Source organism: Rhizobium sp. 268 (genome assembly GCF_036571585.1).
Classification (GTDB): domain Bacteria; phylum Pseudomonadota; class Alphaproteobacteria; order Rhizobiales; family Rhizobiaceae; genus Rhizobium; species Rhizobium redzepovicii.
The window spans coordinates 1-23,043 of sequence record NZ_JAPPSO010000021.1; the positions used below are offsets into that span (position 1 = coordinate 1).

The following is a 23,043-nucleotide window of genomic DNA, read 5'->3' on the forward strand; positions in this document are numbered from 1 at the left end:
CGTTTAAGTTTTTCGGCAATCGCATTCAGAATCATGAAACCGCGCTCCAACAAATCGGAGCGCCGTTTCACCATCCAAATCTCAAATCCGCGTTAACAGAAAACTTTGCGACACGCCCATTTTTATCGAAACAAGGGTCGTTTATCTTGATATCCGGCGGACAGACCATCACAGACACAGGGTGTCTTCCGAGCCGACCTGTCTTGGTCACGCGCTCGCCAGGCTCCGACCTGCAAGAACCATCAGGGTGCCACGCCGCAACTTCTTTATAAAAGGACGCCAGGCAAACGGTTAACGCGTTCAGTGCTCTGTAGCGATCTGGCTCGCGCCAGATTATGGTGACACGATCACCCAGAGTTTGCGCACCGTTTCGATTGTTCGCCACGTTCCGGTGAAGCCGGGACGCAGGATGAACGTATCGCCAGCAACCAGGCGGCGCGGTACCTTGTCGTCTTCGACAAGCTCGATGACGCCTGACAAGATGGTGCAATATTCCCAAGTCTCGCCCTTGATCGAGCGGGTCGCGCCGGGCGTCGCCTCCCAAATGCCGGAACGAATTCGACCGTTTCCCACATTGTCCTTTTCCCAGGTCTTGTAGGACGGGTTGCCCTCGACGAGGCGTTCGGGAAGGGCTTGGCTTTCCCGAGCGATACCGGGATTCTTCAGATCGAAGACGATCATGTTCGACATTTCATTGGTCTCCGATTGTATCACGAAAGCGCGTCCGCGATCGATTTTCCGCAGGCCTGCGTGCTGGCGGATCCGCCAAGATCGCGGGTGCGCAGCGCGGGTTGCTTCAGCACCGTCTCAACCGCCGTCATGATGCCGGCTGCGGCTTCCGTCTCGCCGAGATATTCGAGCATCATCGCTGCCGACCAGATCTGGCCAATCGGGTTGGCGACGTTTTTGCCGGCGATATCAGGCGCAGAGCCGTGCACAGGCTCGAACAGCGAAGGGTGCTCACCGCCAGGATTGATGTTGCCCGATGGGGCAATGCCAATCGTGCCGGTGCAGGCAGGGCCAAGGTCGGAAAGTATATCCCCGAACAGGTTGGAGCCGACAACGACGTCGAAAATCTGAGGCTTCAGCACGAAATTGGCGGTCAGAATATCGATGTGGAACTTGTTCCAGCCGACATCCGGATAGGCTTTCGCCATCGCTTCGACGCGCTCGTCCCAGTAGGGCATGGTAATTGCGATGCCGTTGGATTTAGTCGCCGAGGTCAGCAGCTTGCGCGGCCGCTTCTGCGCCAGCTCGAAAGCGAATTTCAGGATGCGATCGACGCCCTTACGGGTCATGATCGTTTCCTGCAGCACCATTTCGCGGTCTGTGCCCTCGAACATACGCCCGCCGACCGAGGAATATTCCCCTTCGGTATTCTCCCGCACCACCCAGAAGTCGATGTCGCCCGGCTTGCGGCCAGCGAGCGGGCAGGGCACGCCTTCCATAAGGCGCACGGGCCTAAGGTTGACATATTGGTCGTATTCACGACGTAACTGCAGCAATGAGCCCCAGAGGGAGATGTGGTCGGGTACGATGTCCGGCCAGCCGACGGCGCCGAAGAAGATCGCCGCGGGCCTGCCTATTTCTTCCTTCCAGTTTTCAGGCATCATGCGGCCATGCCGGGCGTAGTAGTCGCAATTGGCGAACTCATGCCATTTCTGCTTGAGCGTGAAGCCGTAGCGGCGGGTCGCCGCCTCCAGCACGCGGATACCTTCGGGCATCACTTCCTTGCCGATGCCGTCGCCGGCGATCACGGCAATATCGTAGGTTCTCTCGGCCAATGGTTTTCTCCCTCTCGGCAATCGCAGACTTATTGCGCGCGTGTTTTCAAGCCGCCCATATGGAAGGCCTTGGTTTCGAGATATTCCTCGATTCCGGTCGGACCGCCTTCGCGGCCAAGGCCGGATTGCTTGATGCCGCCGAACGGGGCGATCTCCATCGACACGCTGCCGGTATTGAGACCAACCATGCCGAACTCCAACGCCTCGCCCACGCGCCACGAACGGTGCAGGTTCTCGGTGAAGAAATAGGCGGCCAATCCGAATGGCGTGGCATTGGCGATGGCGATCGCTTCGGCCTCATCGTGAAACCGGAACAGCGGCGCCACCGGCCCGAATGTTTCCTCGCTGGCGAGGCGCATGGCGGTGGTGGCGCCTTTCAACACCATCGGCGCAACATAGCGGCTACCTTCAGGCAGGGTTTCTCGAGGGGTAATATTTTCGGCTCCGAGTGCCAGGGCATCGGCGACATGGGCGCGAATCTTGGCGACGGCGGCATCGTTGATCATCGGCCCGATATCGGTGCCAGTCGTGGTGCCCGGGCCGATTTGCATGGCGTTGACCCGCGCCGCCAGCCTTTCGGCGAAGGCATCATAAATGCCGTCCTGCACCAGCAGACGGTTGGCGCAGACGCAGGTCTGGCCGCCATTGCGGAATTTCGAGGCGATCGCCGCCTCGACAGCGACATCGAGATCGGCATCGTCGAACACGATAAAAGGGGCGTTGCCACCCAGTTCCAGGCTGAGGCGTTTGACGGTCGGCGCGCTTTGCGCCATCAGCATCGAACCAACGCCTGTGGAACCGGTGAAGGACACCTTTCGCACATCCGGGCTCGCCATCAGCGTGGCGCCGATCGCCTTGGGCAGGCCGGTGACGATGTTGATGACGCCGGCCGGAATGCCGGCTCGCTGCGCCAGCACGCCGAGCGCCAGGGCGGAATAGGGGGTAAATTCCGAAGGCTTGATGATGACGGTGCAGCCGGCCGCCAATGCCGGGCCGCATTTGCGGGTGATCATGGCATTGGGGAAATTCCAGGGGGTGATGATGGCGGCGACACCGACCGGCTCTTTGGTCAGCAGAATACGGCGATCGGCCGACGGAGCTGGCAATGTCATACCGTAGGTGCGGCGCGCTTCCTCGGCGAACCATTTGATAAAGGACGCACCGTAGAGAACCTCGCCACGCGCTTCAGCCAGCGGCTTGCCCTGCTCCGCCGTCATGATTGCCGCCAAATCGTCGGCATGTTCCAGCATCAAAGCGTGCCAGCGTTCCAGAAGGCGGGACCGTTCGGTAGGCGTGGTCTGACGCCATGTCCGCAGGGACTCCGCCGCAGCGGCGATGGCGGCCTGTGTGTCGGTGGCATCGCAATCGGGAATCTGGCCGATGACGTCTCCGCTGGCAGGATTATCGACGGCGACGGTGGCGCCGGACCCTGCCGATAGCCATGCGCCACCGATCAGCGCCTTTTCGACGAACAGGGTGGGATCTTTCAAATTCAGCATATCGTCTTCCTCAATGGTCCAGTCTTCCGTCGACCAAGCGGATGCCGTTTTGCACGCTGCCTCGTCTCTCGGCTGCTCATGTTAAGAAATCGCTTCATTGTCGGCGTAGCCGACAACACCCTTGATTTCGGTGAATTCGTGCAGGCCGAACTTGCCGTATTCGCGGCCGTTGCCCGATTGCTTGTAGCCGCCGAAAGGCGCGGCACCATCCCAAGCGGAGTTGTTGATCCGCACGATGCCGGCGCGCAACTTGCGCGACAGGGCGCGCGCCTCGGCGAGATCGCCTTGGATGTAGGCGGCGAGCCCATAGGGTGTGTCGTTTGCGATGGCAATGGCGTCGTCCTCGCTCTCGTAGCCGAGAATGGCCAGTACAGGCCCGAAGATTTCTTCGCGCGCGATGGTCATGTCGCTGGTGACGCGCGCAAACACGGTCGGGCGGACGTAATAGCCGGCATTCAGATGAGCCGGACGACCCGGGCCGCCGGCAACGAGTTCGGCGCCTTCCACGATTCCCTTGCCGATCAATTCCTGTATCTTTTCGAATTGCGGCTGGTTGACCACCGGGCCGATATCGGTAGCGGGATCGGCAGGCGCGCCGACGGTGATGGCATCGGCAGTCCTGCGGGCGATGCCAATGGCCTCGTCCATCCGTTCCATCGGCACCAGCAAACGGGTAGGGGCATTGCAGGACTGGCCGGAATTGTCGACGCATCGACGCACGCCGGCACTGACGGCAGTCTCCATATCGGCGCTACGGAGCACGATATTGGGGGATTTACCGCCGAGTTCCTGGTGCACCCGCTTGACGGTAGGCGCTGCGGCTTGCGCCACGGAGATCCCGGCCCGGGTGGAGCCGGTGAACGAGACCATGTCAATGTCCGGATGGCTTGCAAGGACAGTGCCGACGGTCGGCCCGTCGCCGTTGACGAGGTTGAAGACGCCCTTGGGGACGCCTGCCTCATGCAGGATCTCTGCGAAGAGAATGGCGTTTAGCGGCGCGATTTCCGACGGTTTCAGCACCATGGTGCAACCGGTGGCAAGGGCGGGGGCAACCTTGCAGGCGATCTGGTTGATCGGCCAGTTCCAGGGCGTGATCATGCCGACGACGCCGACGGGTTCGTGAACGATCTGTGTCGTGCCTTGCATATAGTCGAATTCGAACGCCTCCATCGCCTTGATCGTTTCGGCGAAATGCGAAAGTCCTATGCCGGCCTGTTGGCTGCGGGCCATGCAAACAGGCGCGCCCATTTCCTTTGAGATGATATCGCCGATCTCGTCGTTGCGGCGTTTGAGAATGACGAGGATGCGATTGAGCAGTTCAAGGCGCTCGGTTTTCGAGGTTTCGGAGAAAGAGGCAAAGGCTGATCTGGCGGCGGCAACCGCCCTCTCCGCATCGGCGACGGTTCCCATGGCAATTGTTGCAAAAGGCTGTTCGGTGGCCGGATCGATGACATCCAGCGTCCGTCGGCCGATCGGCTCGACCCATTCGCCATTGATGTAGAATTTCTGTGCATTGTTCATTGCTGTCTCCATCGCCGCTTACTGCCCGTTGCGGATGAAATCGGCGATCCGCTCGGCGATCATGATTGTCGGTATGTTGGTATTGGCGCAGGGAATGGACGGCATCAGCGATGCGTCGCAGACCCGCAGTCCCTCGACGCCATAGACCCGGCCGGACGGCGAGGTGACGGCCATCGGATCGGCGGGTGCGCCCATGCGGCACGTGCCGGAGGGATGCCACGTGCCGCCGACATCCCGACGAACGAATTCGGTCAACGCCGCATCGTCAGCAAGCAGATCATCGAGAGTGGTTCCGAGCGTGACGGCGGAGTGGACCAGTGCGGCGCGCAGCGGCCCAGCAAGATCGAGCATGGCCGACAGCACACCGCGCTGCAACGCATTCCAGGCGCCGGGGACGGCGACTTTTGCAACGCGGGGGGAGTAGCTGGAAGGAAACACCACGCCCCGATAGGAGTTCATATGCGGGTCGCGCAGGGTTTGCGCGCCCATGCGCAGGGCCATCTTCAGCCGTTCCAGATCCCGCACGTCGCTCAGCATCCGGAAATCCACTTCGGGCTCGACACGCGGGTCAGCGGAGGCAAGTTTGAGGAACCCACGCGAGTAGGACTTGTTGACCCAAAAGAACAAGCTGCCCATCCGCAGACCGACCGAATGCCAGCCGGAGCGCGACAGGATGGCAGCGTGCATGTCGCCCTGGGGTGTGCCCGGCAGGTCCGACGAAAAGCGCCAGATTGCCTGTTCATGGTGTTCTGCCCGGTCGCGCACCCGCATGGATGGCGGCAGGTAAGCGGCGACCGCTATAGAAGGGTGCTCCATCAGGTTGCGGCCGATGCCGGAACGCGAAGAAATGACAGGAATGCCGAGTGCCGCCAGATCGGCGCCGGGGCCGATGCCGGAGCGCAGCAGCAAAGCCGGCGAATGGATAGCGCCCGATGCGACGATGACCTCCTGCGCCATGATCGTTTGGGACACGGTGCCGGCGATCTCGGCTCCAATCGCCGTCACGCCGTCGAAGAGAATGCGGGTCGCCGTACTATCGGTGATAACGCGAAGATTTGGACGGCGGCGGACGTCCGGCGTCAGGTAGGCTATCGAGGTCGGCAGGCGTTCGCCGGCATCACTGACGGCAACCGCGCCGCGAAAAGTGCCGTCCTGCCAGGGGCCGTTCTGATCGGGACGGATCGGGTGACCGCGCGCCTCCAACGTCTGCATGACGCGATCGACAAACGGCGATATCTTCTCGCCTGTGATCCGCCGTATCGTCAGCGGCCCGTCGGTTCCGTGAAGCGGACCGCTGAAATCGCGGTCGGTCTCGATCTTGCGGAAATAGGGCAGGCAATCTTCCCAGCTCCAGCCGTCGGCGCCTAACGCTTGCCATTCGGCATAGTCGGAGGGCGCGCCGCGATTGGCCATCAGCGCGTTGATGGCCGAGCCACCGCCGAGGATTTTTGCCTGCTCGTAGCGGCGGGCTGTCCGGGGCGCGCTGTTCGATCCTGAATAGCCCATTAGCGAGGTCAGGGAAGCCCAGATGTTACGTGTGTCGAGATAGGCGCGGCCGGGATAGCGGCTGCGCACCGCGTCGGGAATGTCGCCGGCGGCGATGTTACGGCCGGCCTCGACCAGCACAACAGTCCGGTTCTGATCTTCCGACAGCCGCGCCGCCAGCACGCAGCCTGCAGAGCCGCCGCCGAGGATCAGATGATCGGCGATCATGCCACCTTGCCTTGCTTGCGATCGGCGCTGCGAGCGTTGAGCGCCACCAGCATCACCAGAATGAAGGAAATCGCCGTCAGCAGCGAACTGATTGCGGCGATCGTGGGATCGATCTCGTCGCGCAGTGCAGTGAACATGCGCTTGGTAAGGGTCTGGTATTCGCCGCCAGAAATGAACAGCGATACGACGGTTTCGTCGATGGCCGAGATGAAGGCAAACAGCATGCCGGAAATCACGCTCGGGCGGATCTGCGGCAGGGTGACCACGAAGAAGGTGCGCAGCCGGTTCATGCCAAGGCTGCGTGACACCATCTCTTGCGTCGCATCGAACTTCCTTAGGCCTACCAGAACGGAGATAACCACATAGGGAAGGCCAAGCATCATGTTGGCGAGAATCAGCCCGGTCATGCTGGCGAGGAGACCGACCTGGGCATAGACGAGGAAGACGCCGACGGCGGTGATGACGATCGGCACGACCAGCGGCAGCAGCAACAGCATCTGCAGGCTGCGCACCAGCTGGGAGGATGTCATGTTCAGCGCATAGGCCGCCGCCGTGCCGAGAACAGTTGCCAGGATCGCACTCGAAACCGAAACGATCAGGCTGACCCGCGTGGCCTGCATCCACGCGGCGTTGCCGAGATAGGCCTCATACCAGCGCAGCGACCAGGATGGCGGCGGAAATGTCAGGAAGCGGGCGCTCGAAAACGACATCGGCACGATAATGATGATCGGGATGATCAGCCACGCGAGAACGAGAGCGACGAAGCCGTAAAGAAGAAGGTTGGATGTGCGCATATGTCACCTCGTTCCCATGATGCGTTCAAACGGAATAAGCAAGCTTGCCAGTCGGAAGATCAGGAAGACGCAGAGCATCAGCACTACGCTGATCGATGATGCCGCACCCCATTCGTTGTAAACCTGGATATTGCGGGACACGAGCATCGAAACCATGTAGGTCCGCCCGCCGCCCAGTAGTTCTGGCGTGATGTAGAAGCCGAGGGTGAGCACGAAGACCAGCACCATTCCTGCGATCATTCCTGGCAGCGACAACGGGAGAAAGATGCGGGTAAAGACATGACTTGGCGAGCCGCCAAGGCTGGCGCCGGCCATGGTCAGTTCGGGTGGAATCTTCTTCATCGTGGCGTAGAGCGGCAACACCATGAATGGCAGTAGGATATGGATCGTCGCCATGACCGTACCGAACTCGTTGTTGATGAGCAGCAATGGCGTATCGATCAGGCCGGCATTTTTAAGGGCGGAATTAACGATGCCGGTTCTCTGCAACAAAATGAGCCAGGCATAGGCCCGGACAAGGACGCTGGTCCAGAAGGGCAGCAGCACCATTGCCAGAACAAGCACGCTCCAGCGTTGGGGCAGAGCCGCCGCCACATAGGCGACGGGATAGCCGAGCAGTAGCGTCACCAGGGTCACGACGACTGCGATGCGGAAGGTCTGCAGGAATGTCATCCAGTAGACGGAATCGGTCAGGAACCTTTGGTAGTTGATGACCGTAAACCCGCCATCCTGCCAGATCGATTGCCAGGCGAGCCAGACAAGCGGCACGATCAGCAATGAGACGATGACGAGGAGCGCCGGCGCCAGAAGCAACAGCATCAGCCTCTGCTCCCTGCGATCATGCTGCATCGATGGATTGCTTGTCGATGTGGTCATCAATGACGCTCCTCAATTCACTGGCCTCGGTTGGCCGGTGGTTACTGCTGGATGAAGGACGCCCAGCGCTTCTGTGCTTCCTCGCCAGCTGGCGAGCTCCACCATTCGTCCGACACCAGCACCTGCTTGGCGGCGTTTTCGGGCGAGCTTGGCATTTCTGCTGCGCGTTCCGCCGAGATCTTGCCGGTCTTATAGGCTTCGGGGTTGCCCGGACCGTAATCGATATAGGCAGGGAAGTTTGCCTGGATCTCCGGTGTCATGGCCGCATTGACGAACTTGACCGCCGTTTCGAGATTGGGCGCGCCCTTGAGGATACAGAGCGAGGTATATTGCAGGAAGCCCTGGTTGAAGGTGTAGCTGATCGGAGCGCCTTCCTTGGCGACGGCGGTCACACGACCGTTCCAGGCCATTTCCATATCGACCTCGCCATCGGCGAGAAGCTGCGCCGACTGGGCGCCCGACGTCCACCAGACGGTAACGTAGGGCTTGATTTCTTCGAGCTTCTTGAAGGCGCGGTCGACATCCAGCGGATAGAGCTTGTCGGCCGGGACGCCGTCGGCGAGAAGCGCTGCCTCAAGCGTTGCCAGCGGGTGGTTGCGCAAGGCGCGTGTACCCGGAAACTTCTTGACGTCCCAGAAATCCGCCCAGGTCTGGGGCGGCTTTTCGCCGAACTTGTCCTTGTTATAGGCAAGCACGCTGGAATAGAACTCATAGGCAACGGAATAGGCACTCTTATACTCGGCGGGCATTTTCTCGGCATTGGGGATCTTGGAGAAATCAAGAGGCTCGATCATACCCTGCTGGCCGCCGCGAATGCAGTCTTGCGTCGGCGTATCGATGACATCCCAGATTGGTTTTCCCGTCGCGGTCTGGGTCTTGATGACAGGCCAGGCGTCGGGCGCGCTGTCCTGATTGACGGTGATGCCGAGCAGTTTGGCGACCGGATCGAGAATGGCCTTGGTCTGGGCCTCCTGGTAGGCGCCACCCTGCGAAACGAAAGTTATCTGTTCAGCCGAGGCGATACCGGCGCAAAAAGCGATGGCTGAAGCGGAAAGCACGAGTGTGGAAAATTTCAGTATCATATCCGTTCTCCTCTTGTGGCGGGGCTTCGAACCCCGTTTTGATGGTTGAATGCCGGGTCTTATCGCCCGATTGCATCGAGGAACTGGTACCAGCCGGCGACAAGCCGGACAGCGGGTTCCCGGATGGGATAGAAAGGAACGGGTTTGAGCCGTTCCGAAGTCAGAAGTCCGAGATCGGGGCTTTCGCCGACGACGATTGCCGCTATGTGCTTGCCCATGTTGGAGGCCAGCGCCACGCCGGTACCGTTGTAGCCAACCGCATAGACGATGCGGTCATCCAGCCGGCCGGCATGCGGAATGCTGTCCATCGTCATGGCGACGAGGCCGGACCAGCGATGGGTGACGGCAACGCCCGCAAGCTCGGGAAACTGGCGCACCATCGCTCGATGCAGTACCGCGAAGGCGCTCTCGGAATCGGTCCTGCCGAAGGCGCCGCGACCGCCATAGAGCAGGCGGTCGCCCGCCTTGCGGAACCAGCGCATCATCCGTCGGGTTTCGGTGTAGCTGCGGTCCTGCGCGAGCAGACCGGCGCCCGGCGTGCCGGAAAGCGGCGCCGTGGCGATCATCGCCGAACGGAAGGGGATGATGGCCTTGCGCACCGCTGATGTGGCGGACGTCAGGTCCGAATAGGAGTTGCTGGCAATCACGGCCTGTCCGGCGGTGATTGTTCCGCCCGGTGTTTCAAGGAGGACACCGGGCCCTTCTCGGCGGAGACCCGTCACCGGCGTGTTTTCGAAGATGTCGATGCCCGATTTTTTCAGGCCGGCAGCGATACCGAATACGAAATTGAGCGGATGGATGATGCCGCCATGGGTGTTGAGCATGCCGCCTAGAAAATCTCGCGAGCCGGTCTCCGCCTCCATTTCGGCCGCCGACAAAATGGAGCAGGCGCGATCACCGAGCGCCTGATGCAGCCATTCGACTTCCTTCTTCAGCGAAGTGAGCGAGACTGCATTATGCGCGCAGCGCAACGACCCGGTCGGCTGATAATCGGCCGCGGCAATGCCGTAATCCTCGACAAGCTCTCCGACATGATCGATGGCCTCGATGCCGAGATCATGCATACGTCGGGCCGTGTCGGTGCCGTAACGTGCGGCAATCTCGGAAAAGGCAAGCCGGAACTTGCCCGAGACCACGCCGCCGTTGCGTCCGCTTGCGCCCCAGCCGATGCGGCTTGCTTCAAGTACAACGGCCGACAGGCCGCGGCGAGCAAGGTAGCGTGCCGTCGACAACCCAGTGTAACCGCCGCCGATAATGGCAACGTCGTAGTGACGACCGCCCGACAGCGCATCGAAGACCGGGCGGTCGGCAGCTGTCTCCTGCCAGAGCGAGGCAATGTCAGGAAAGGGAGGATGGGCGGTCATCATTTCTGGGTTCCGTGATCAGGCTGCGCTTGCGGTCTGGATGCCTACGGCCAATTCGGCATCGACCGCGTCAGCAAGCTCCTTTAGCGAAGAAAAATGGAAATCCGGCTTGGTCAGCACCTTGGGTTCTGGCGTGCCGCCAAAGCCCTGCTGGCCTTGGCGCCGTTCGATCCAGCAAGTCGTGTAGCCCAGTTCTTTTGCAACGCCGATATCGTGATGCTGGCTCTGGGCAACATGCAGGATTTCCGACTGTTTGTAGCCGGAGGCCGATTGGCGGCCCTTGTTGAAAGCGAAGAACTGCGGGTTGGGTTTAGCGCATCCGGCCTCATCGCAGGTAACGCTGTCATGGAAGGGATTGCCAAGCGTCGCCGAATAGGCCGAGAAGGCAGTACGGTCTGCATTGGTCATCGCAACCAGCCGGAAGTTCTTGCGCAGACGGGCCAGGGCCTCGACCGAGTCGGAAAACGCCGGCCAGCGCAAAACGGCGAGTTGGAAGGCCTCAGCCGTCGCATCGTCCCGCGTCAGGTCGAGTTCTGTTGCCAGCGACAGGTAAACATCCTTCATGGCGAAGGAGGAACGACCGTAGAACTTGTCGCGGCCGCGCTTGTAAGGTTCGAAGATAGCATCGTCAGAAGCGCTGGCGGCCTTTTCGCCGCCCAGTGCCCGAACGGCATTCAGCACGCCCGTTTCGAAATCGATCAAAGTACCGACGACATCGAAGGTCATGACCTTGAAGTGGGTGAGGTTCATAGTCTTCTTTCCTTGTTGACTGTAAGGTTGGAACGGCAAGTTTTAGGATGCTTCCGGCACCACGATCGTGTCTTCGGGATGCAACGCCACGGTTATGGCTTCGCCGGGCTTTTTAAGTTGCAATCGGCCGGCATGGTTGCTGGCAAGCCTGAGGCTGAGGTCGTCACCGGACGAGAGCTTCAGAAAAACCCGGATGCTTTCGCCCTGATAGAGTGTCTCAGTCACGGTTCCGGTCAGTCGATTGACGCCGGCCACTTCGCTGCCATCGGCGACGACGAGCTTTTCGGAGTGGACCGCAAGATGCAGACGGTTGTTCTGGGGGACGGCGTGCGACGTGCGCAGGACGATATCGCCGAGCCGCACGGTGTGGTCGCTGGCGCGCTCGACCGACAACAGTGTTGCTTCGCCGATGAAACGGGCAACAAAGGAATCGGCGGGGTGGTCGTGAAGTTGCTCCGGCGTATCGACTTGGACAAAGCGGCCTTTGTTCATTATGGCGACGCGGTCGCTCATCGTCAAAGCCTCTCGCTGGTCGTGGGTGACGTAGATGATGGTCGCGCCGAGCTTCCGGTGAAGCCGCTTGAGTTCGATCTGCATGGATTCACGCAGTTGTTTATCGAGCGCCGAAAGCGGCTCGTCCATCAGGATCAGTCCCGGCTCGAAGATCATGGCACGGGCAAGCGCAACACGCTGGCGCTGGCCGCCAGAAAGTTCGTGGATGCGCCGCTGCTCGTATCCGGCGAGCTCGACCATATCCAGGGCTTCGCGCAGCATTTGGGGCCAGCTCGATTTCGGTAGGCGGCGTGCCCGCAGCGGAAATGTGATATTCTCCGCGACGCTCATATGTGGGAACAGCGCGTAGTTCTGAAAGACAATTCCGATATCGCGTTTATGGGGAGGCTCAAATGTAATATCCCGTTCGCCGAGCCATATGGAGCCCGATGTCGGCTGCACGAAACCTCCGAGGATTCCCAAAAAGGTCGTTTTTCCCGAACCCGATGGTCCAAGAATCGAGACGAACTCGCCCGCCGCGACTTCCAGGCTGACATCGTTTAAAGCCTGGAAAGCACCATAGCTCTTGGTCGCCGACCGGATTGAAACGCCAACGCGTTCCGATTTATTTGAGACAAACATTTGATTCCACTGCACAATTTGAGCGCGCCGGTGTTTAGTCGGAGGTGGCTACATTCGTTGCTAAGCGGAAACCTGAACACACGTACCGTACTTGGCCGGCATCCTCACGTTTCCTGTTCCCCGATTTTCATTGAAGGTCTGTCGCCTTCTGTGACACATAGAAGACCAAAGAAAAGCCTAAGGAGCAATTGAAAAAAAGTTCAGATTAATGTTACATAGTGTAATGACAAATTTGCGCCGCATGCTGCCATCCATGAATGGCTTGTTTACCTTCGAGGCCGCAGGACGGTGTGGCAATTTCTCCAAGGCAGCCAGCGAACTCAATGTGACACCCGCTGCCGTGAGCCGGATGATCGCGCGCCTTGAGGAGAATCTCGACACAACGCTATTTGTTCGTCAAGCTGGGGGCGTCGAGTTGACGGAATCCGGAGGATTACTGTTCGATGCTATCGCCCGGGGCTTTTCCGGGATCGAAAATGCGCTGCGGGAGATTGAGGATCGCCGCATCGGTATCCAGACGGTCTCCCTGTCAGTTTCCACCGGTTTCACGACCCATTGGATGATGCCGCGGATGCCGGAGTTCAAAAAGCAATTTCCGACGGTCGATCTGCGCTTCCAATTGGTGATGGGTGCGCTGGCGGGGCCGGTCAACGACGTCGATCTCGGCATGCGCTTCGTGAATGGTTCGGACGAGCGGCACGAGGCTGCTTTTATCATGCCGGAAATCCTCATCCCGATCTGCAGCCCGTCCTATCGGGAAAGTCATGGACAGGATGGCGGCGAAGTCAAGCGAACCCCCGACACCACGATCAATCTCAGCGACGCCCAGCCGAACTGGTCCACCCTCTTTTCTCCGGCAAACGAGGGCGATGCGGTCAATTCGATGATCTTTTCCGACTATGCCATTGTGGTGCAGGCAGCGCTTCTGGGGCAGGGCGTGGCACTCGGCTGGCTGAACGTGGTTGCGCATTGGCTGCGAACCCAGACACTCGTGCCGGCGCGCGAGCATCTGATGACAACAGGCCGCCAATGCCATCTCGTCCGTCTTCGGGACAAGCCGGCGCGCGACATCGTCATACAGGTTCGTGACTGGATGATCGCAGAGCTCAATGACGACATTGTCGCCGTGGACAGGCTCTATCCGGATCTCGGCCTCATGCCGGAGAGTTGGTCTAAGATTTGACTGCGCGTGATGCTTAGAAGGAAAGCAGAGATGCGCTCACCTCCTGAAATCTGATTATTAAAGAACAGCGTCGTTATGCGCTACGGTAAAATCGACCGGCACACGGGTTGAAGGTTCGTTTCCTTTCAAGGCGTGCAATTCGTTGCTCTCGAAAGCCAGAGACCGACAAGCTCTCATCTATTCATGCTGCGCGGGTGATGTCCAGTTAATGATAGCTCAAGGTCTTGGTTGATAATCGCATTCATGATCCAAGCCCCTGTCAGTTACAAACGTTATCGTTTTCCGCCTGCTGTGATTGCCCATGCAGTCTGGTTGTACGTGCGTTTTCCGTTGAGCCTGCGCCTGGTGGAAGAAATGCTGCTGGAACGCGGCATCGTCGTTTCTTATGAAACGATTCGATGCTGGGCGAGAAAGTTCGGCCCGGACTATGCCGGCCGTTTCCGGCGGAAATCGCCGCGCACCAGCGATGTGTGGCATCTCGACGAAGTGGTCGTGACGATTGGCGGGAAGAAGCACTGGCTATGGCGCGCCGTCGATCAGGATGGCTACGTTCTCGACGAGATCGTCCAGAGCCGGCGCAATACCAAGGCGGACAAGCGTCTCCTGATCCGGTTGATGAAGAAGCAGGGATGTCTACCGAAGCGCATCGTTACGGACAAGCTTCGCTCCTGTGGAGCGGCACGACGCCAGGTCATGCCGGTTGTCGAGCACCGATCTCATAAGGGCCTGAACAATCGCGCCGAGAACTCGCATCTGCCTTTGCGAAAGAGAGAGCGGGTCATGCAAGGATTTCGATCGCCAGGCGGATTGCAACGCTTCGTGTCCGTCTTCTCGGCGGTCAGAAATCTCTTCGTTCCGCCTCACTCAAAACGCTCAGCTATCGCCATCCATTTACATCGCCTCAGGGCCATATCGCATTGGAAGGCCGTTGCAGGCGTGGCCATCTGATCCAAGCGCATCTGTCCAAAACAATCTCCGCAGAATTAACCTGACATCACCCGAGCAACTTCTGACATGGCCCATGTACGCACATCTTCATCAGCCGTCGGTTAACTTTACGGTGCCCCTGGAGCCTGCGTCGGGGCGTCGAACCCCAGCGCCGCCTTGCTGTGCAAGACAGCCCATCGCTGTTGTTCTTGACAACAACGATGGGTGATGTTATTAAAAACAACATTGAAGCCGTGCCGATCGAAAAATCCAGAATCGCCGTCAGCGATACGGCGTTTTTTGAAACGGTTCTGTGGCATGTGCCGATACCCGTGCCCGGCAGCAACCACCATTTCAAATATCGTCTGGCGCTGATCGTCAACGGCGAGTGCGTCATGCGCTATGACAATAAGCGCGGCAAAGGCGATCATCCCCATCTCGGTGATATCGAGGAACCGATAGAATTCACAACGCTGGAAGCATTGTTCGATGCGTTTCAGGCGGACATGGAAAGGATACTCGCATGAGGACGCTCGTCATCAGACTAAGCTCGATTGCCGATGCCAAGGCGCGCTTCGTGAATGCGGGGCAGAAGGCATTGGAAGGCGTCATCGTTCCCGCCACGCCGTCGGTGAATTTTCCAAGCTACGACGAAATGCACAGGGTTCTTGCGCCGCCGCGGCTTGCGATCGTGAAGGCGATGGCAGGGCAGGGGCCGCTGGCGATACGGGAAGTCGCCCGACGTGTCGGCCGGGACGTGCAGGCCGTCCATAAGGACGTGACGACGCTTGTCAACGCCGGTGTCCTGGACCGGACTGACGCCGGCGTCGAATTCCCCTATGACCAGCTTCATTTCGAGTTCGATGTGAAGGCGGCCGCCTGATCCGGTCGCCAATCAGGCCATCGGTTTCTGGCCGCACTGGGGTTTCGGTTTGTATGCGTGCGACCGCCTCTTTCTCAGCAGTTTGAGGAAGAGCTTCACCGCCGGCGTTGTCACGTTGTTTGAATGTGGCCAGGTGAGGCCGAGCCTGCGCTTTTCAGGCAGGCCGTGCACTCACGGCTTCCCCCGCGGCCATTGCCTGGCGTCGATGGGTTCGAATTTGTGCTGCGGAGCGGTTGGTCTGGGATGGGACGAAGAGGTTTCGCACGGCGGAGAAGATCGACGATATGTTGCAATGAGCCAACCGACCGGGAACCCTGTCGCTGTGATCGTAGCCCAAACTCAAAGCGCGACATTTTGACAATCAGAAGACTGAAGCAAAAGGTTGCGCGGCATCTGTCCGCGCGGCACCGTAAAGTTAACCGACGGCTGATGAAGATGTGCGTACATGGGCCATGTCAGAAGTTGCTCGTGATCCGCTTTATCGTCGCCACCGCTTTCCCGCGGAGATCATTGCGCACGCGCGGTATGGCTCTTCTTCGCTTTCCGCTCAGCCTGCGCATGGTTGAGGACATGCTGGCGGCCCGCGGCATCATCGTCACGCATCAGACCATTCGAAGCTGGGCGGAGAAATTCGGACGGCATTTCGCCCCGGAGATCAAGCGACGGTCAGCCGGCTGCCTGGGGCGACAAATGGCATCTCGACGAATGTGTGGTGGCCATCAATGGCAAGCTCAACATCGAGACCTGCGTAACGCCGCCATGCAAATCTGGAACAAAATCGCGTGTGTCGCCGCAGCCTGAAGCCGTCCCGGCCAGCTATCGCTGCATCAATCCGCTGATAACTTTACAGTGCCGCGCCAGGCGGTCTTTCAGCCTGAAGACGCTGATCTTTTGGGTGGAGGATCCGGCGTTGAAAGTGACGGAACCCTCTCCATGGCCCGCCCTGGAGCCTGCACTCCCGGCAGACTTTGCAGCGCCCTTTGTTGCCGCCTCCTGCTTTGCCCAAAGGCGCAAAGGCGGAGGGCAAAACCACCCCACGGCAGAGACGTCTGCTGCTCATTGAATGCCTATGCGATAAGATTCGAGCGGCGCGCGTTGGTCGTGTAGCAATATTATATAAATGATAGGTTGCATTAACAGCGAAACCGTTGCATACTCTGCGAGACAGTATGTAGGGTTGCATAACTCGACATGTTGTTATTTTTCCATCAGCAAACGGGAGGATGTCATGAGGGACATCGCAGAAGGTGTAGAAAAGTACATTGCCGATCTCGGGCTTAAGATCCCCGAGGCGGAACAGAAAAAATTCGCGCTCGAACTGACGTCGGAAATCGCCAGCGAAGCTCAATCCGAAGCCAATTCGGAAGTTGCCGGCGAAGCAAATAGCGAGTCCGCGAGCGAAGCCCATCAGGAAGCTGCGGCGGAAGCCGCGATGGAAGCGGCCCACGAAGCGGCCGGGGAAGCCGCCGTGGTGGGGGTCCGCCGGCCCTACTAACAGGCCGGCCCGACGTCAAATTTAACTTCAGGTCATACAAGCAAAGTTTGGCAAGGTGCGAAGCCGGGTGCATCGCGCTTGATGGGTGGGGTATGCTCAATTCTCTCGAAATCGAACCTCGTGATCACACCGACCTTCGCACCTTCGCCGAAGAACTGACCGGACGATTGAACGCGGTCGCGGAAATCGATCCTGCGGCCCTAATGGATCTGTTTCGCGCATCCGAAGGGTTTCACGACGCTAATCGTCTGATTCTTTTTGCCCTTCAAAAATTCCTGCTGAAATGGACCTTGGGCCACGCCTACAAGCACACGAAATTTTACGGCAAAAATCCAGCCTATGCAGCGCTTCCATCGAACGAAGTCGACGCTGCGCCCGACCTGTCGGCATGGCCAATTATATCCCGAACAGTGATTTCCGAAAATTTCGAAGAGTTCATAGCCGACGACGTTCAATTGCGCTCGACCTGCCATACATCGGGCACAACGGGCCAACCAATGGACGTTTATAAGTCATTCGAGGAAGTGCGTTTCATCAATGACTATTTCTCCCACATGTTCCGCTCGTTTTTGAAGTCGGGACGACCCAAACCGCTCAGCCTGTCTTTCCCTAATTTTTATCATGGAGTCGCAGTGCCGATGCCGAGCATCGGCATGAGTTTCGTCAGCGGCGTCACGGACGACACTTTGATCCAGGATGCCCGTCGGGTTCTGGATACGACCTATCATTTCAAGGGATACGACAGCCGCATTCGCATATTAGGTGGTCTTGGGCACCATATCCTATTTTTCACCAGCTACCTACTGGAGCAGGGCGTGGACCTTAGCACGTATCGTATGGAATGCATCAACCTGACCGGTGGGTTCCTGTCCATGCAGATGTTCGAGTTCCTACGCAACGCGTGGAAATGCCCTATCAACATCCGCTTTTCGATGACCGAAACCATTGGTGGTGCCACCTGCATCGAACCCACAAGCCGATTTGTTCTGGATCCCCACCTGATTGGCGAGGTTGTTGATGTCGACACCGGGGGCTCACTCCAAGAGGGGGTCGGCGCATTGGTGTTGACCAATCTTTACCCGTTCGTGCAGATGCAACCGTTGATCCGCTATCAAAATGGCGATCTGGTGCGACGTATTCCCTCGGCTAATGGCCGGGTCGTTTTTGACTTCCTGGGGCGCGTCAAGAATGCCTTGACCCGCATGAAGGATGGCAAGCGGGAATGGCTGCTGTTTTCGGCACCGCTCAATAATACGCTCGCCGCCATCCCCGATATTCGTGTTTATGACTGGTTCGCCAATGTTCGGACCGCCAAGGATCGCACTGTAGGATCACTTCCGATCATGTCCGTCCGAGCCGAAGAGAGCGGCGGCGTAGTGACCATCAAGCTTTCGCTGGAACTTCGCTACGCGCCGCATCTCCATCGGAAGCGCTGCGATCAACTCCGCGGAGATATTATCGCCGCCATGCGCGCCGTTCCTGACACGGTGTTGAGTACGGCTATGGATGCAAACGAAGTCGTTTTCGACATCCTCTTTTGCGGACCCGAACAACTCAACGAGCCGATCGTGATAAAGATATGAGCGACGAACGCACCACCCGAAATGGACAGTCGCGGTCAAACCATTCGGCTTTTCGCGTGACGGCGGAGGTTGTTATCTCCCCTCCCGAGCGTTCACTCTTGGCGACGGGCGATGCTCGCGAATTGCGGGAGTTTCCGAAACCAGCGGCTGCCGAACGAACTGGTCGGGTGAGCGGACTTCTGGAAACGAATGGTTTCAACATACATCACGTCGGTCCCTTTTCGATCACCATCGAAGGGACGCCGCAGCAATTTATACAAGCGTTCGGGTGTCGATTCGCGGATGCGCCGCATAGCCGCGCACGTCTTGCATTTGCCAATGCGGATCCCTACTTGCACGTGCCCATCGACAAACGGTGGCAAGAGATCGAAGGCGTCGTCCTGATGCCCATCGAGAGCTACAGCGCCTCCTCGGATAGTGGCCCCTCGGACAGCGACGAAAATCATCCCCATCACCTGCCAAAACCCCAGGTCGACTACTATCACTTGAACGCCCCGAGGGACCTCGTTACCAATCTATGTGCCAACGAAGCGCACGCCAAAAACATCTGCGGGCAAGATATCGACGTAGTCGTCGTCGACAGCGGCTGGTGGAACCATCCCTGGTTTCAAGACCGTGGCTTGCATGTGGATGTTGTTCTCGCGCCCGGCGCCTCAGCGGCGGAATTGGACGAAGTCGGCCACGGGACAATGGTGTGCGCAAGCCTGATGTCCTTGGCGCCGAACGCCAAGGTCACGATGATAAAGCAATCTGGCGAGGACGCGTTCACCGCATTCAAAATGGCGATTGATCGAGCTCCTGCCATTATCCAAAACACCTGGGGTATGCCCGCCTCTCATGGTCCCCTGCATGCAGCGCAGAAACTTGTGGCCCTTACCGTGCTTTACGCCATCAATAATGGAATAATTGTCGTGTTTGCCGGGGGAAACGAAAAGAAGCTATTTCCTCAGCAGATGCATGAAACAATCGCCGTGGGCGGTTCATTCGTTCATCGCGACGGGTCACTGGAGGCCGCCAGCTACGCCAGCGGCTACGAGAGCCGCCTCTTCCCCGGCCGCATCGTGCCTGATTTTTGCGGGCTCGTCGGTATGAAGCCGGAAGGCGTCTATCTCATGATGCCGACCATGCCTGGATCGGAAATCGACGTTGCCTTCGCCGAGAAACCCTATGCTTACGGTGACGGTACGGACCGACCCGATGACGGCTGGGTCGTCATCAGCGGGACTTCCTCCGGATCTGCGCAGGTTTCCGGCGTCATCTCTATGTTGAAACAAGTTCAACCGAGCCTAGATCAGAGAGCGGCGAAGGAACTCATCGCCCGATGCACGAGACCCGTGCTTTATGGCGTTTCGGCTGAAGGCAACCCCGCCGGACTGCCGCTACCGAACCTGGCGACGGGATACGGGTTGGTCGATGCGGAAAAGGCGCTGCGGGAGCTTGGTGCAGCGCTTTGATTTTTCTCCGTACAAATGAAGGTGATATCATGGACACCATTGCCCCTAAGATAGACATATTTGAACGCGACGTAACCCGAGAACAGGTGGAGGACGCCATCAGAACCCTGTTGGTATGGGTTGGCGAAAACCCGGCTCGCGAAGGATTATCGGATACGCCGAAACGCGTCGCTACCGCATTTAAGGAGTATTGTGCCGGTTATGAGGAAGACCCGCACGATGTTCTGGATCGCACCTTCGAGGAAATCACCGGCTACCGCGATATGGTCGTCTTGCGGCACGTTCCGTTCGAGTCCATGTGCGAACATCATCTGGCTCCTATCATCGGCAATGCGCATGTCGCCTATCTGCCGGTTGGGCGGGTGGTCGGCATCAGCAAACTTGCTCGTGTGGTTGACGGCTATTCGCGCCGCCTCCAAATCCAGGAACGCCTCACCGTCGAGATAGCGGAAGCGGTTGACAACGTCTTGAAACCGCGAGGCGCGGCCTGTGTCATCGACGCCGAGCATTTTTGCATGAAATGCCGCGGCGTCCGGAAGAAGGGCAGCTGGATGACGACAAGCCATCTCACCGGCGCGTTCCTGACGGACGATCGCACGCGGCAAGAATTTTATCAGCGCATTCGCTGCGACGGGTTCGGCTCGAGGGGACTATAATGACCTGCTCCATCGTGGTCGGCGGACAGTGGGGTGACGAGGCGAAAGGCAAGATTTGCAGCTATCTGGCGGTTACCGATAAAATCTCGGTCGCCTGCCGGGCCGGTTTGGGCCCTGGCGCCGGCCACACTGTGGTTTACGAGGGGCGCGACTACAAACTGCGCCAATCGCCCAGCGCCTTTATCAACCCGAATACGCGCCTTTTGCTGGGCGCGGGGGTCCTGATCAATAGCGACATTCTGATCGAAGAGATCACGCGGCTGGGTATCGAAAAACGTGTCGGTATTGACCCGCGCGCGACCTTGGTCGAGCCACATCACCGCGCAGCTGAAGTCAGAGACGCCAATTTGACGAAGACGATCGGTTCCACCGGCAGCGGCCATGGCCCCAGCCTTGCCGATCGCGCCATGCGTCGGGCGAGACGTTCGGCCGATGAGCCTCAACTGCAAGATTTCCTGGTTGATGTTTCGAAAGAGACAAATGCATGTCTTGACCGTGGCGAACACGTCTTGATCGAAGGGACCAACGGATATCTTTTGTCTGTCTTATACGGCACCTATCCGTATGCCGTCGGAAAGGACTCCAGCGCCAGCACCGCTGCCGCCGATATCGGGATTGGGCCGACCCGCGTTGACCATGTCATCGTGACCTTCAAGGCCTTTCCAACCCGCGTGGGTGCCGGCCCATTCCCGACCGAAATGTCGGCGGATGAGGCAAAAAGGCGGGGGTTTATCCAGTGCGGGACTGTCACCGGAAGACCCCGCCGTGTCGGCCAGTTCGATTTTGAGCTGGCGGCCGATGCCGCCCGCGTCAATGGTGCAACGCAATTGGCCGTGACACATCTGGATTGGCTGGATCCTGGCTGCAGCCACCTTCCGATGGATCGCTGGAATTCGGATCTGCGCCGCTTCGTCGATCGCCTGGAGCAAGCGTGCAACGTCCCCGCCACGCTCCTCGGGACAGGGCCGGATACCCATCACATCGTCGACCGCCGGCATACCCTATGATCCCGCGCTACAGCCGTATGGAAATGAGGCAGCTTTGGTCGCGGGAGCATAGCTATTCCTTGTGGTTAAAAGTCGAATTGCTGGCCTTGGAGGGGATGGAGGCGATCGGCAAGATCCCATCAGGCACCACCGAAATCGTTCGCTCCCGCGCGACGGTCGACGTGGAGCGGATTGCGGTGCTTGAGGCGCAAGTCCATCATGAGGTTATTGCATTCCTGACATCCGTCTCCGAACAGGTCGGCATAGAGGGGCGCTTTATTCACTACGGGATGACGTCTTCGGATATGCTCGATACGGCGCTTGCCGTGCAGACGTGCGAAGCGATAGATCTCCTTCTTGCCGAGATCGACGATCTCACGAACACGCTCCGCCAACTGGCGGAAGAACATCGTGGGACCCTATGCCTTGCCCGCACCCATGGAAGGGGCGCCGAGCCGACGACTTTTGGGCTAAAACTAGCCGGTTTTTTTGCCGAATTCCGACGCAGTGCGCGTCGCCTTGCCGAAGCCAGACGGGAAATGGCGGTCTGCAAACTGGCGGGCGCCGTCGGCACCTATGCCACCATCGACCCTCGCGTCGAAAACTTCGTCGCCGCCGCGTTGAGCCTTACGCCGGAAACCGTGGCAACCCAGGCAGTCGCGCGCGACAGGCATGCCTCGGTAATGACCGGCCTGGCGATCCTGGCGGGCGCGATAGAACGTCTTGCGACCGAATTGCGCCATCTGCAGCGGCAGGAAGTCGAAGAGGTTGCGGAAGGCTTTTCGGCGACGCAAAAGGGCTCCTCGGCCATGCCCCATAAACGCAACCCGATTTTCTCTGAAAATCTGACCGGCCTCGCGAGACTTATCCGCGCGTCGGCGATGCCCGTCTTGGAGAATATCGCGCTGTGGCACGAACGGGATATGTCCCACTCGTCAGTTGAGCGCGTGGCCCTGCCCGATGCATTCAGCCTGTGCGATTTCGCACTTGCGCGCCTGAGCGGGATTATGCGCGGCCTAGAGGTTCGACCCGACAGAATGCGCGCAAACCTGGACGCCATGCGGGGTGGTTTCGCCTCGCAGCGAGTTTTGCTGTCCCTGATCGATGCAGGCCTCAGCCGCGAACGCGCCTATGCAATGGTTCAACAGGCCGCGGCCCGCGCGGTAGATCAGGGCATGACTTTCAGGGACGCGGCTCTCCTGGAGCCAGAATTGACGACCCACATATCCGTGGAGGAGATTGACGTGGCCACCGATCCCGCCTGTTATTTGGCGAATGTCGATTTCATTTTTGCGCGCGCTTTTGCCGAGCTGTGAGGCTCATCTCCGAGGTCTTTCAGCAACTCAAGGAACCGAGCGA

The 23,043-nt window shown here is 59.0% G+C and carries 22 protein-coding genes and 1 pseudogene; 12 read left to right on the top strand and 11 right to left on the bottom strand.

The genetic code is table 11. The annotated features are described in order from the left end of the window. A partial coding sequence (locus tag OS035_RS29265; protein WP_331814485.1) for a hypothetical protein occupies nt 1-272 on the top strand: 272 nt, incomplete at its 5' end. Between the two features lie 61 nt (nt 273-333). Here the strand turns inward: OS035_RS29265 and OS035_RS29270 are convergent. From OS035_RS29270 to OS035_RS29320, 11 genes are all read right to left on the bottom strand, one after another. Continuing rightward, complete coding sequence (locus OS035_RS29270; RefSeq protein WP_331814487.1) at nt 334-690, bottom strand: cupin domain-containing protein; 357 nt, start codon at nt 688-690, stop codon at nt 334-336. A gap of 20 nt (nt 691-710) precedes the next feature. Next, on the bottom strand, nt 711-1,784 hold the full coding sequence (locus tag OS035_RS29275; protein ID WP_130694758.1) for a tartrate dehydrogenase: 1,074 nt from the start codon (nt 1,782-1,784) through the stop codon (nt 711-713). Nucleotides 1,785-1,813: 29 nt separating this feature from the next. After that, nucleotides 1,814-3,283, bottom strand: a complete 1,470-nt coding sequence (locus OS035_RS29280; RefSeq protein WP_064653357.1) for an NAD-dependent succinate-semialdehyde dehydrogenase — start codon at nt 3,281-3,283, stop codon at nt 1,814-1,816. Nucleotides 3,284-3,364: 81 nt separating this feature from the next. Next, nucleotides 3,365-4,804: an aldehyde dehydrogenase family protein gene (locus OS035_RS29285; protein WP_064653355.1), complete on the bottom strand. Its 1,440-nt coding sequence runs from the start codon at nt 4,802-4,804 to the stop codon at nt 3,365-3,367. Nucleotides 4,805-4,822: 18 nt separating this feature from the next. After that, entirely contained in the window at nt 4,823-6,517 is a 1,695-nt protein-coding gene (locus OS035_RS29290) for a GMC family oxidoreductase (protein WP_331814492.1), read from the bottom strand. Further along, a complete protein-coding gene (locus OS035_RS29295; protein WP_331814494.1) occupies nt 6,514-7,311 on the bottom strand; it encodes an ABC transporter permease in 798 nt (265 codons plus the stop codon). Before OS035_RS29295 ends, OS035_RS29290 begins: the two co-directional genes overlap by 4 nt. A gap of 3 nt (nt 7,312-7,314) precedes the next feature. Further along, nucleotides 7,315-8,187 carry an ABC transporter permease gene (locus OS035_RS29300; protein WP_027686904.1) on the bottom strand — a complete coding sequence of 291 codons (873 nt, stop codon included), beginning with the start codon at nt 8,185-8,187 and terminating at the stop codon, nt 7,315-7,317. 41 nt (nt 8,188-8,228) lie between these two features. Beyond that, a complete protein-coding gene (locus OS035_RS29305; RefSeq protein WP_331814496.1) occupies nt 8,229-9,269 on the bottom strand; it encodes an ABC transporter substrate-binding protein in 1,041 nt (346 codons plus the stop codon). A 59-nt stretch (nt 9,270-9,328) separates the two neighbouring features. Continuing rightward, nucleotides 9,329-10,636 (bottom strand): NAD(P)/FAD-dependent oxidoreductase, encoded by a 1,308-nt coding sequence (locus OS035_RS29310; protein WP_130713730.1) that lies wholly within the window; start codon nt 10,634-10,636, stop codon nt 9,329-9,331. Nucleotides 10,637-10,651: 15 nt separating this feature from the next. Beyond that, nucleotides 10,652-11,383 carry an HAD-IA family hydrolase gene (locus tag OS035_RS29315; RefSeq protein ID WP_130784857.1) on the bottom strand — a complete coding sequence of 244 codons (732 nt, stop codon included), beginning with the start codon at nt 11,381-11,383 and terminating at the stop codon, nt 10,652-10,654. Nucleotides 11,384-11,425: 42 nt separating this feature from the next. Continuing rightward, on the bottom strand, nt 11,426-12,517 hold the full coding sequence (locus OS035_RS29320) for an ABC transporter ATP-binding protein (protein WP_130784919.1): 1,092 nt from the start codon (nt 12,515-12,517) through the stop codon (nt 11,426-11,428). Nucleotides 12,518-12,740: 223 nt separating this feature from the next. Here OS035_RS29320 and OS035_RS29325 point away from each other — a divergent pair, with 223 nt between their 5' ends. From OS035_RS29325 to purB, 11 genes and pseudogenes are all read left to right on the top strand, one after another. Continuing rightward, complete coding sequence (locus tag OS035_RS29325) at nt 12,741-13,700, top strand: LysR family transcriptional regulator (protein WP_130713727.1); 960 nt, start codon at nt 12,741-12,743, stop codon at nt 13,698-13,700. Nucleotides 13,701-13,943: 243 nt separating this feature from the next. Then, nucleotides 13,944-14,648 carry an IS6 family transposase gene (locus tag OS035_RS29330; protein WP_331814499.1) on the top strand — a complete coding sequence of 235 codons (705 nt, stop codon included), beginning with the start codon at nt 13,944-13,946 and terminating at the stop codon, nt 14,646-14,648. Nucleotides 14,649-14,872: 224 nt separating this feature from the next. Further along, nucleotides 14,873-15,154, top strand: a complete 282-nt coding sequence (locus tag OS035_RS29335) for a toxin-antitoxin system TumE family protein (RefSeq protein WP_331814556.1) — start codon at nt 14,873-14,875, stop codon at nt 15,152-15,154. Beyond that, nucleotides 15,151-15,510, top strand: coding sequence for an HVO_A0114 family putative DNA-binding protein (locus tag OS035_RS29340; protein WP_128408993.1), 360 nt, complete (start codon nt 15,151-15,153; stop codon nt 15,508-15,510). The genes OS035_RS29335 and OS035_RS29340 overlap by 4 nt, the downstream gene beginning before the upstream one ends. A 452-nt stretch (nt 15,511-15,962) precedes the next feature. Continuing rightward, nucleotides 15,963-16,240, top strand: a pseudogene (locus OS035_RS29345) (IS6 family transposase); the annotation flags it as partial. A gap of 498 nt (nt 16,241-16,738) precedes the next feature. Beyond that, entirely contained in the window at nt 16,739-17,005 is a 267-nt protein-coding gene (locus tag OS035_RS29350) for a hypothetical protein (RefSeq protein WP_027690734.1), read from the top strand. A gap of 92 nt (nt 17,006-17,097) precedes the next feature. After that, the gene (locus OS035_RS29355; RefSeq protein WP_128409158.1) at nt 17,098-18,588 is read left to right on the top strand and encodes a CoF synthetase; all 1,491 of its coding nucleotides are present in this window, start codon (nt 17,098-17,100) and stop codon (nt 18,586-18,588) included. Beyond that, on the top strand, nt 18,585-20,042 hold the full coding sequence (locus OS035_RS29360; protein ID WP_331814505.1) for a S8 family serine peptidase: 1,458 nt from the start codon (nt 18,585-18,587) through the stop codon (nt 20,040-20,042). Before OS035_RS29355 ends, OS035_RS29360 begins: the two co-directional genes overlap by 4 nt. Before the next feature lie 29 nt (nt 20,043-20,071). Beyond that, nucleotides 20,072-20,698 (top strand): GTP cyclohydrolase I FolE, encoded by a 627-nt coding sequence (gene folE, locus OS035_RS29365; protein ID WP_128409156.1) that lies wholly within the window; start codon nt 20,072-20,074, stop codon nt 20,696-20,698. Next, the gene (locus tag OS035_RS29370; RefSeq protein ID WP_128409155.1) at nt 20,698-21,705 is read left to right on the top strand and encodes an adenylosuccinate synthetase; all 1,008 of its coding nucleotides are present in this window, start codon (nt 20,698-20,700) and stop codon (nt 21,703-21,705) included. Before folE ends, OS035_RS29370 begins: the two co-directional genes overlap by 1 nt. Continuing rightward, on the top strand, nt 21,702-23,000 hold the full coding sequence (gene purB / locus OS035_RS29375) for an adenylosuccinate lyase (protein WP_128409154.1): 1,299 nt from the start codon (nt 21,702-21,704) through the stop codon (nt 22,998-23,000). The genes OS035_RS29370 and purB overlap by 4 nt, the downstream gene beginning before the upstream one ends. Nucleotides 23,001-23,043 lie beyond the last annotated feature (43 nt).

What these genes read in the sequence shown, in the direction of transcription:
- OS035_RS29285 (WP_064653355.1), bottom strand. Translation starts at nt 4,804, where the DNA reads ATGAACAATGCACAGAAATTCTACATCAATGGCGAATGGGTCGAGCCG.
- OS035_RS29280 (WP_064653357.1), bottom strand. Translation starts at nt 3,283, where the DNA reads ATGCTGAATTTGAAAGATCCCACCCTGTTCGTCGAAAAGGCGCTGATC.
- OS035_RS29350 (WP_027690734.1), top strand. Translation starts at nt 16,739, where the DNA reads ATGAGGGACATCGCAGAAGGTGTAGAAAAGTACATTGCCGATCTCGGG.
- OS035_RS29295 (WP_331814494.1), bottom strand. Translation starts at nt 7,311, where the DNA reads ATGCGCACATCCAACCTTCTTCTTTACGGCTTCGTCGCTCTCGTTCTC.
- OS035_RS29360 (WP_331814505.1), top strand. Translation starts at nt 18,585, where the DNA reads ATGAGCGACGAACGCACCACCCGAAATGGACAGTCGCGGTCAAACCAT.
- OS035_RS29325 (WP_130713727.1), top strand. Translation starts at nt 12,741, where the DNA reads ATGACAAATTTGCGCCGCATGCTGCCATCCATGAATGGCTTGTTTACC.
- OS035_RS29370 (WP_128409155.1), top strand. Translation starts at nt 20,698, where the DNA reads ATGACCTGCTCCATCGTGGTCGGCGGACAGTGGGGTGACGAGGCGAAA.
- OS035_RS29330 (WP_331814499.1), top strand. Translation starts at nt 13,944, where the DNA reads ATGATCCAAGCCCCTGTCAGTTACAAACGTTATCGTTTTCCGCCTGCT.
- OS035_RS29355 (WP_128409158.1), top strand. Translation starts at nt 17,098, where the DNA reads ATGCTCAATTCTCTCGAAATCGAACCTCGTGATCACACCGACCTTCGC.
- OS035_RS29300 (WP_027686904.1), bottom strand. Translation starts at nt 8,187, where the DNA reads ATGACCACATCGACAAGCAATCCATCGATGCAGCATGATCGCAGGGAG.
- folE (WP_128409156.1), top strand. Translation starts at nt 20,072, where the DNA reads ATGGACACCATTGCCCCTAAGATAGACATATTTGAACGCGACGTAACC.
- purB (WP_128409154.1), top strand. Translation starts at nt 21,702, where the DNA reads ATGATCCCGCGCTACAGCCGTATGGAAATGAGGCAGCTTTGGTCGCGG.
- OS035_RS29310 (WP_130713730.1), bottom strand. Translation starts at nt 10,636, where the DNA reads ATGATGACCGCCCATCCTCCCTTTCCTGACATTGCCTCGCTCTGGCAG.
- OS035_RS29320 (WP_130784919.1), bottom strand. Translation starts at nt 12,517, where the DNA reads ATGTTTGTCTCAAATAAATCGGAACGCGTTGGCGTTTCAATCCGGTCG.
- OS035_RS29270 (WP_331814487.1), bottom strand. Translation starts at nt 690, where the DNA reads ATGTCGAACATGATCGTCTTCGATCTGAAGAATCCCGGTATCGCTCGG.
- OS035_RS29315 (WP_130784857.1), bottom strand. Translation starts at nt 11,383, where the DNA reads ATGAACCTCACCCACTTCAAGGTCATGACCTTCGATGTCGTCGGTACT.
- OS035_RS29290 (WP_331814492.1), bottom strand. Translation starts at nt 6,517, where the DNA reads ATGATCGCCGATCATCTGATCCTCGGCGGCGGCTCTGCAGGCTGCGTG.
- OS035_RS29305 (WP_331814496.1), bottom strand. Translation starts at nt 9,269, where the DNA reads ATGATACTGAAATTTTCCACACTCGTGCTTTCCGCTTCAGCCATCGCT.
- OS035_RS29340 (WP_128408993.1), top strand. Translation starts at nt 15,151, where the DNA reads ATGAGGACGCTCGTCATCAGACTAAGCTCGATTGCCGATGCCAAGGCG.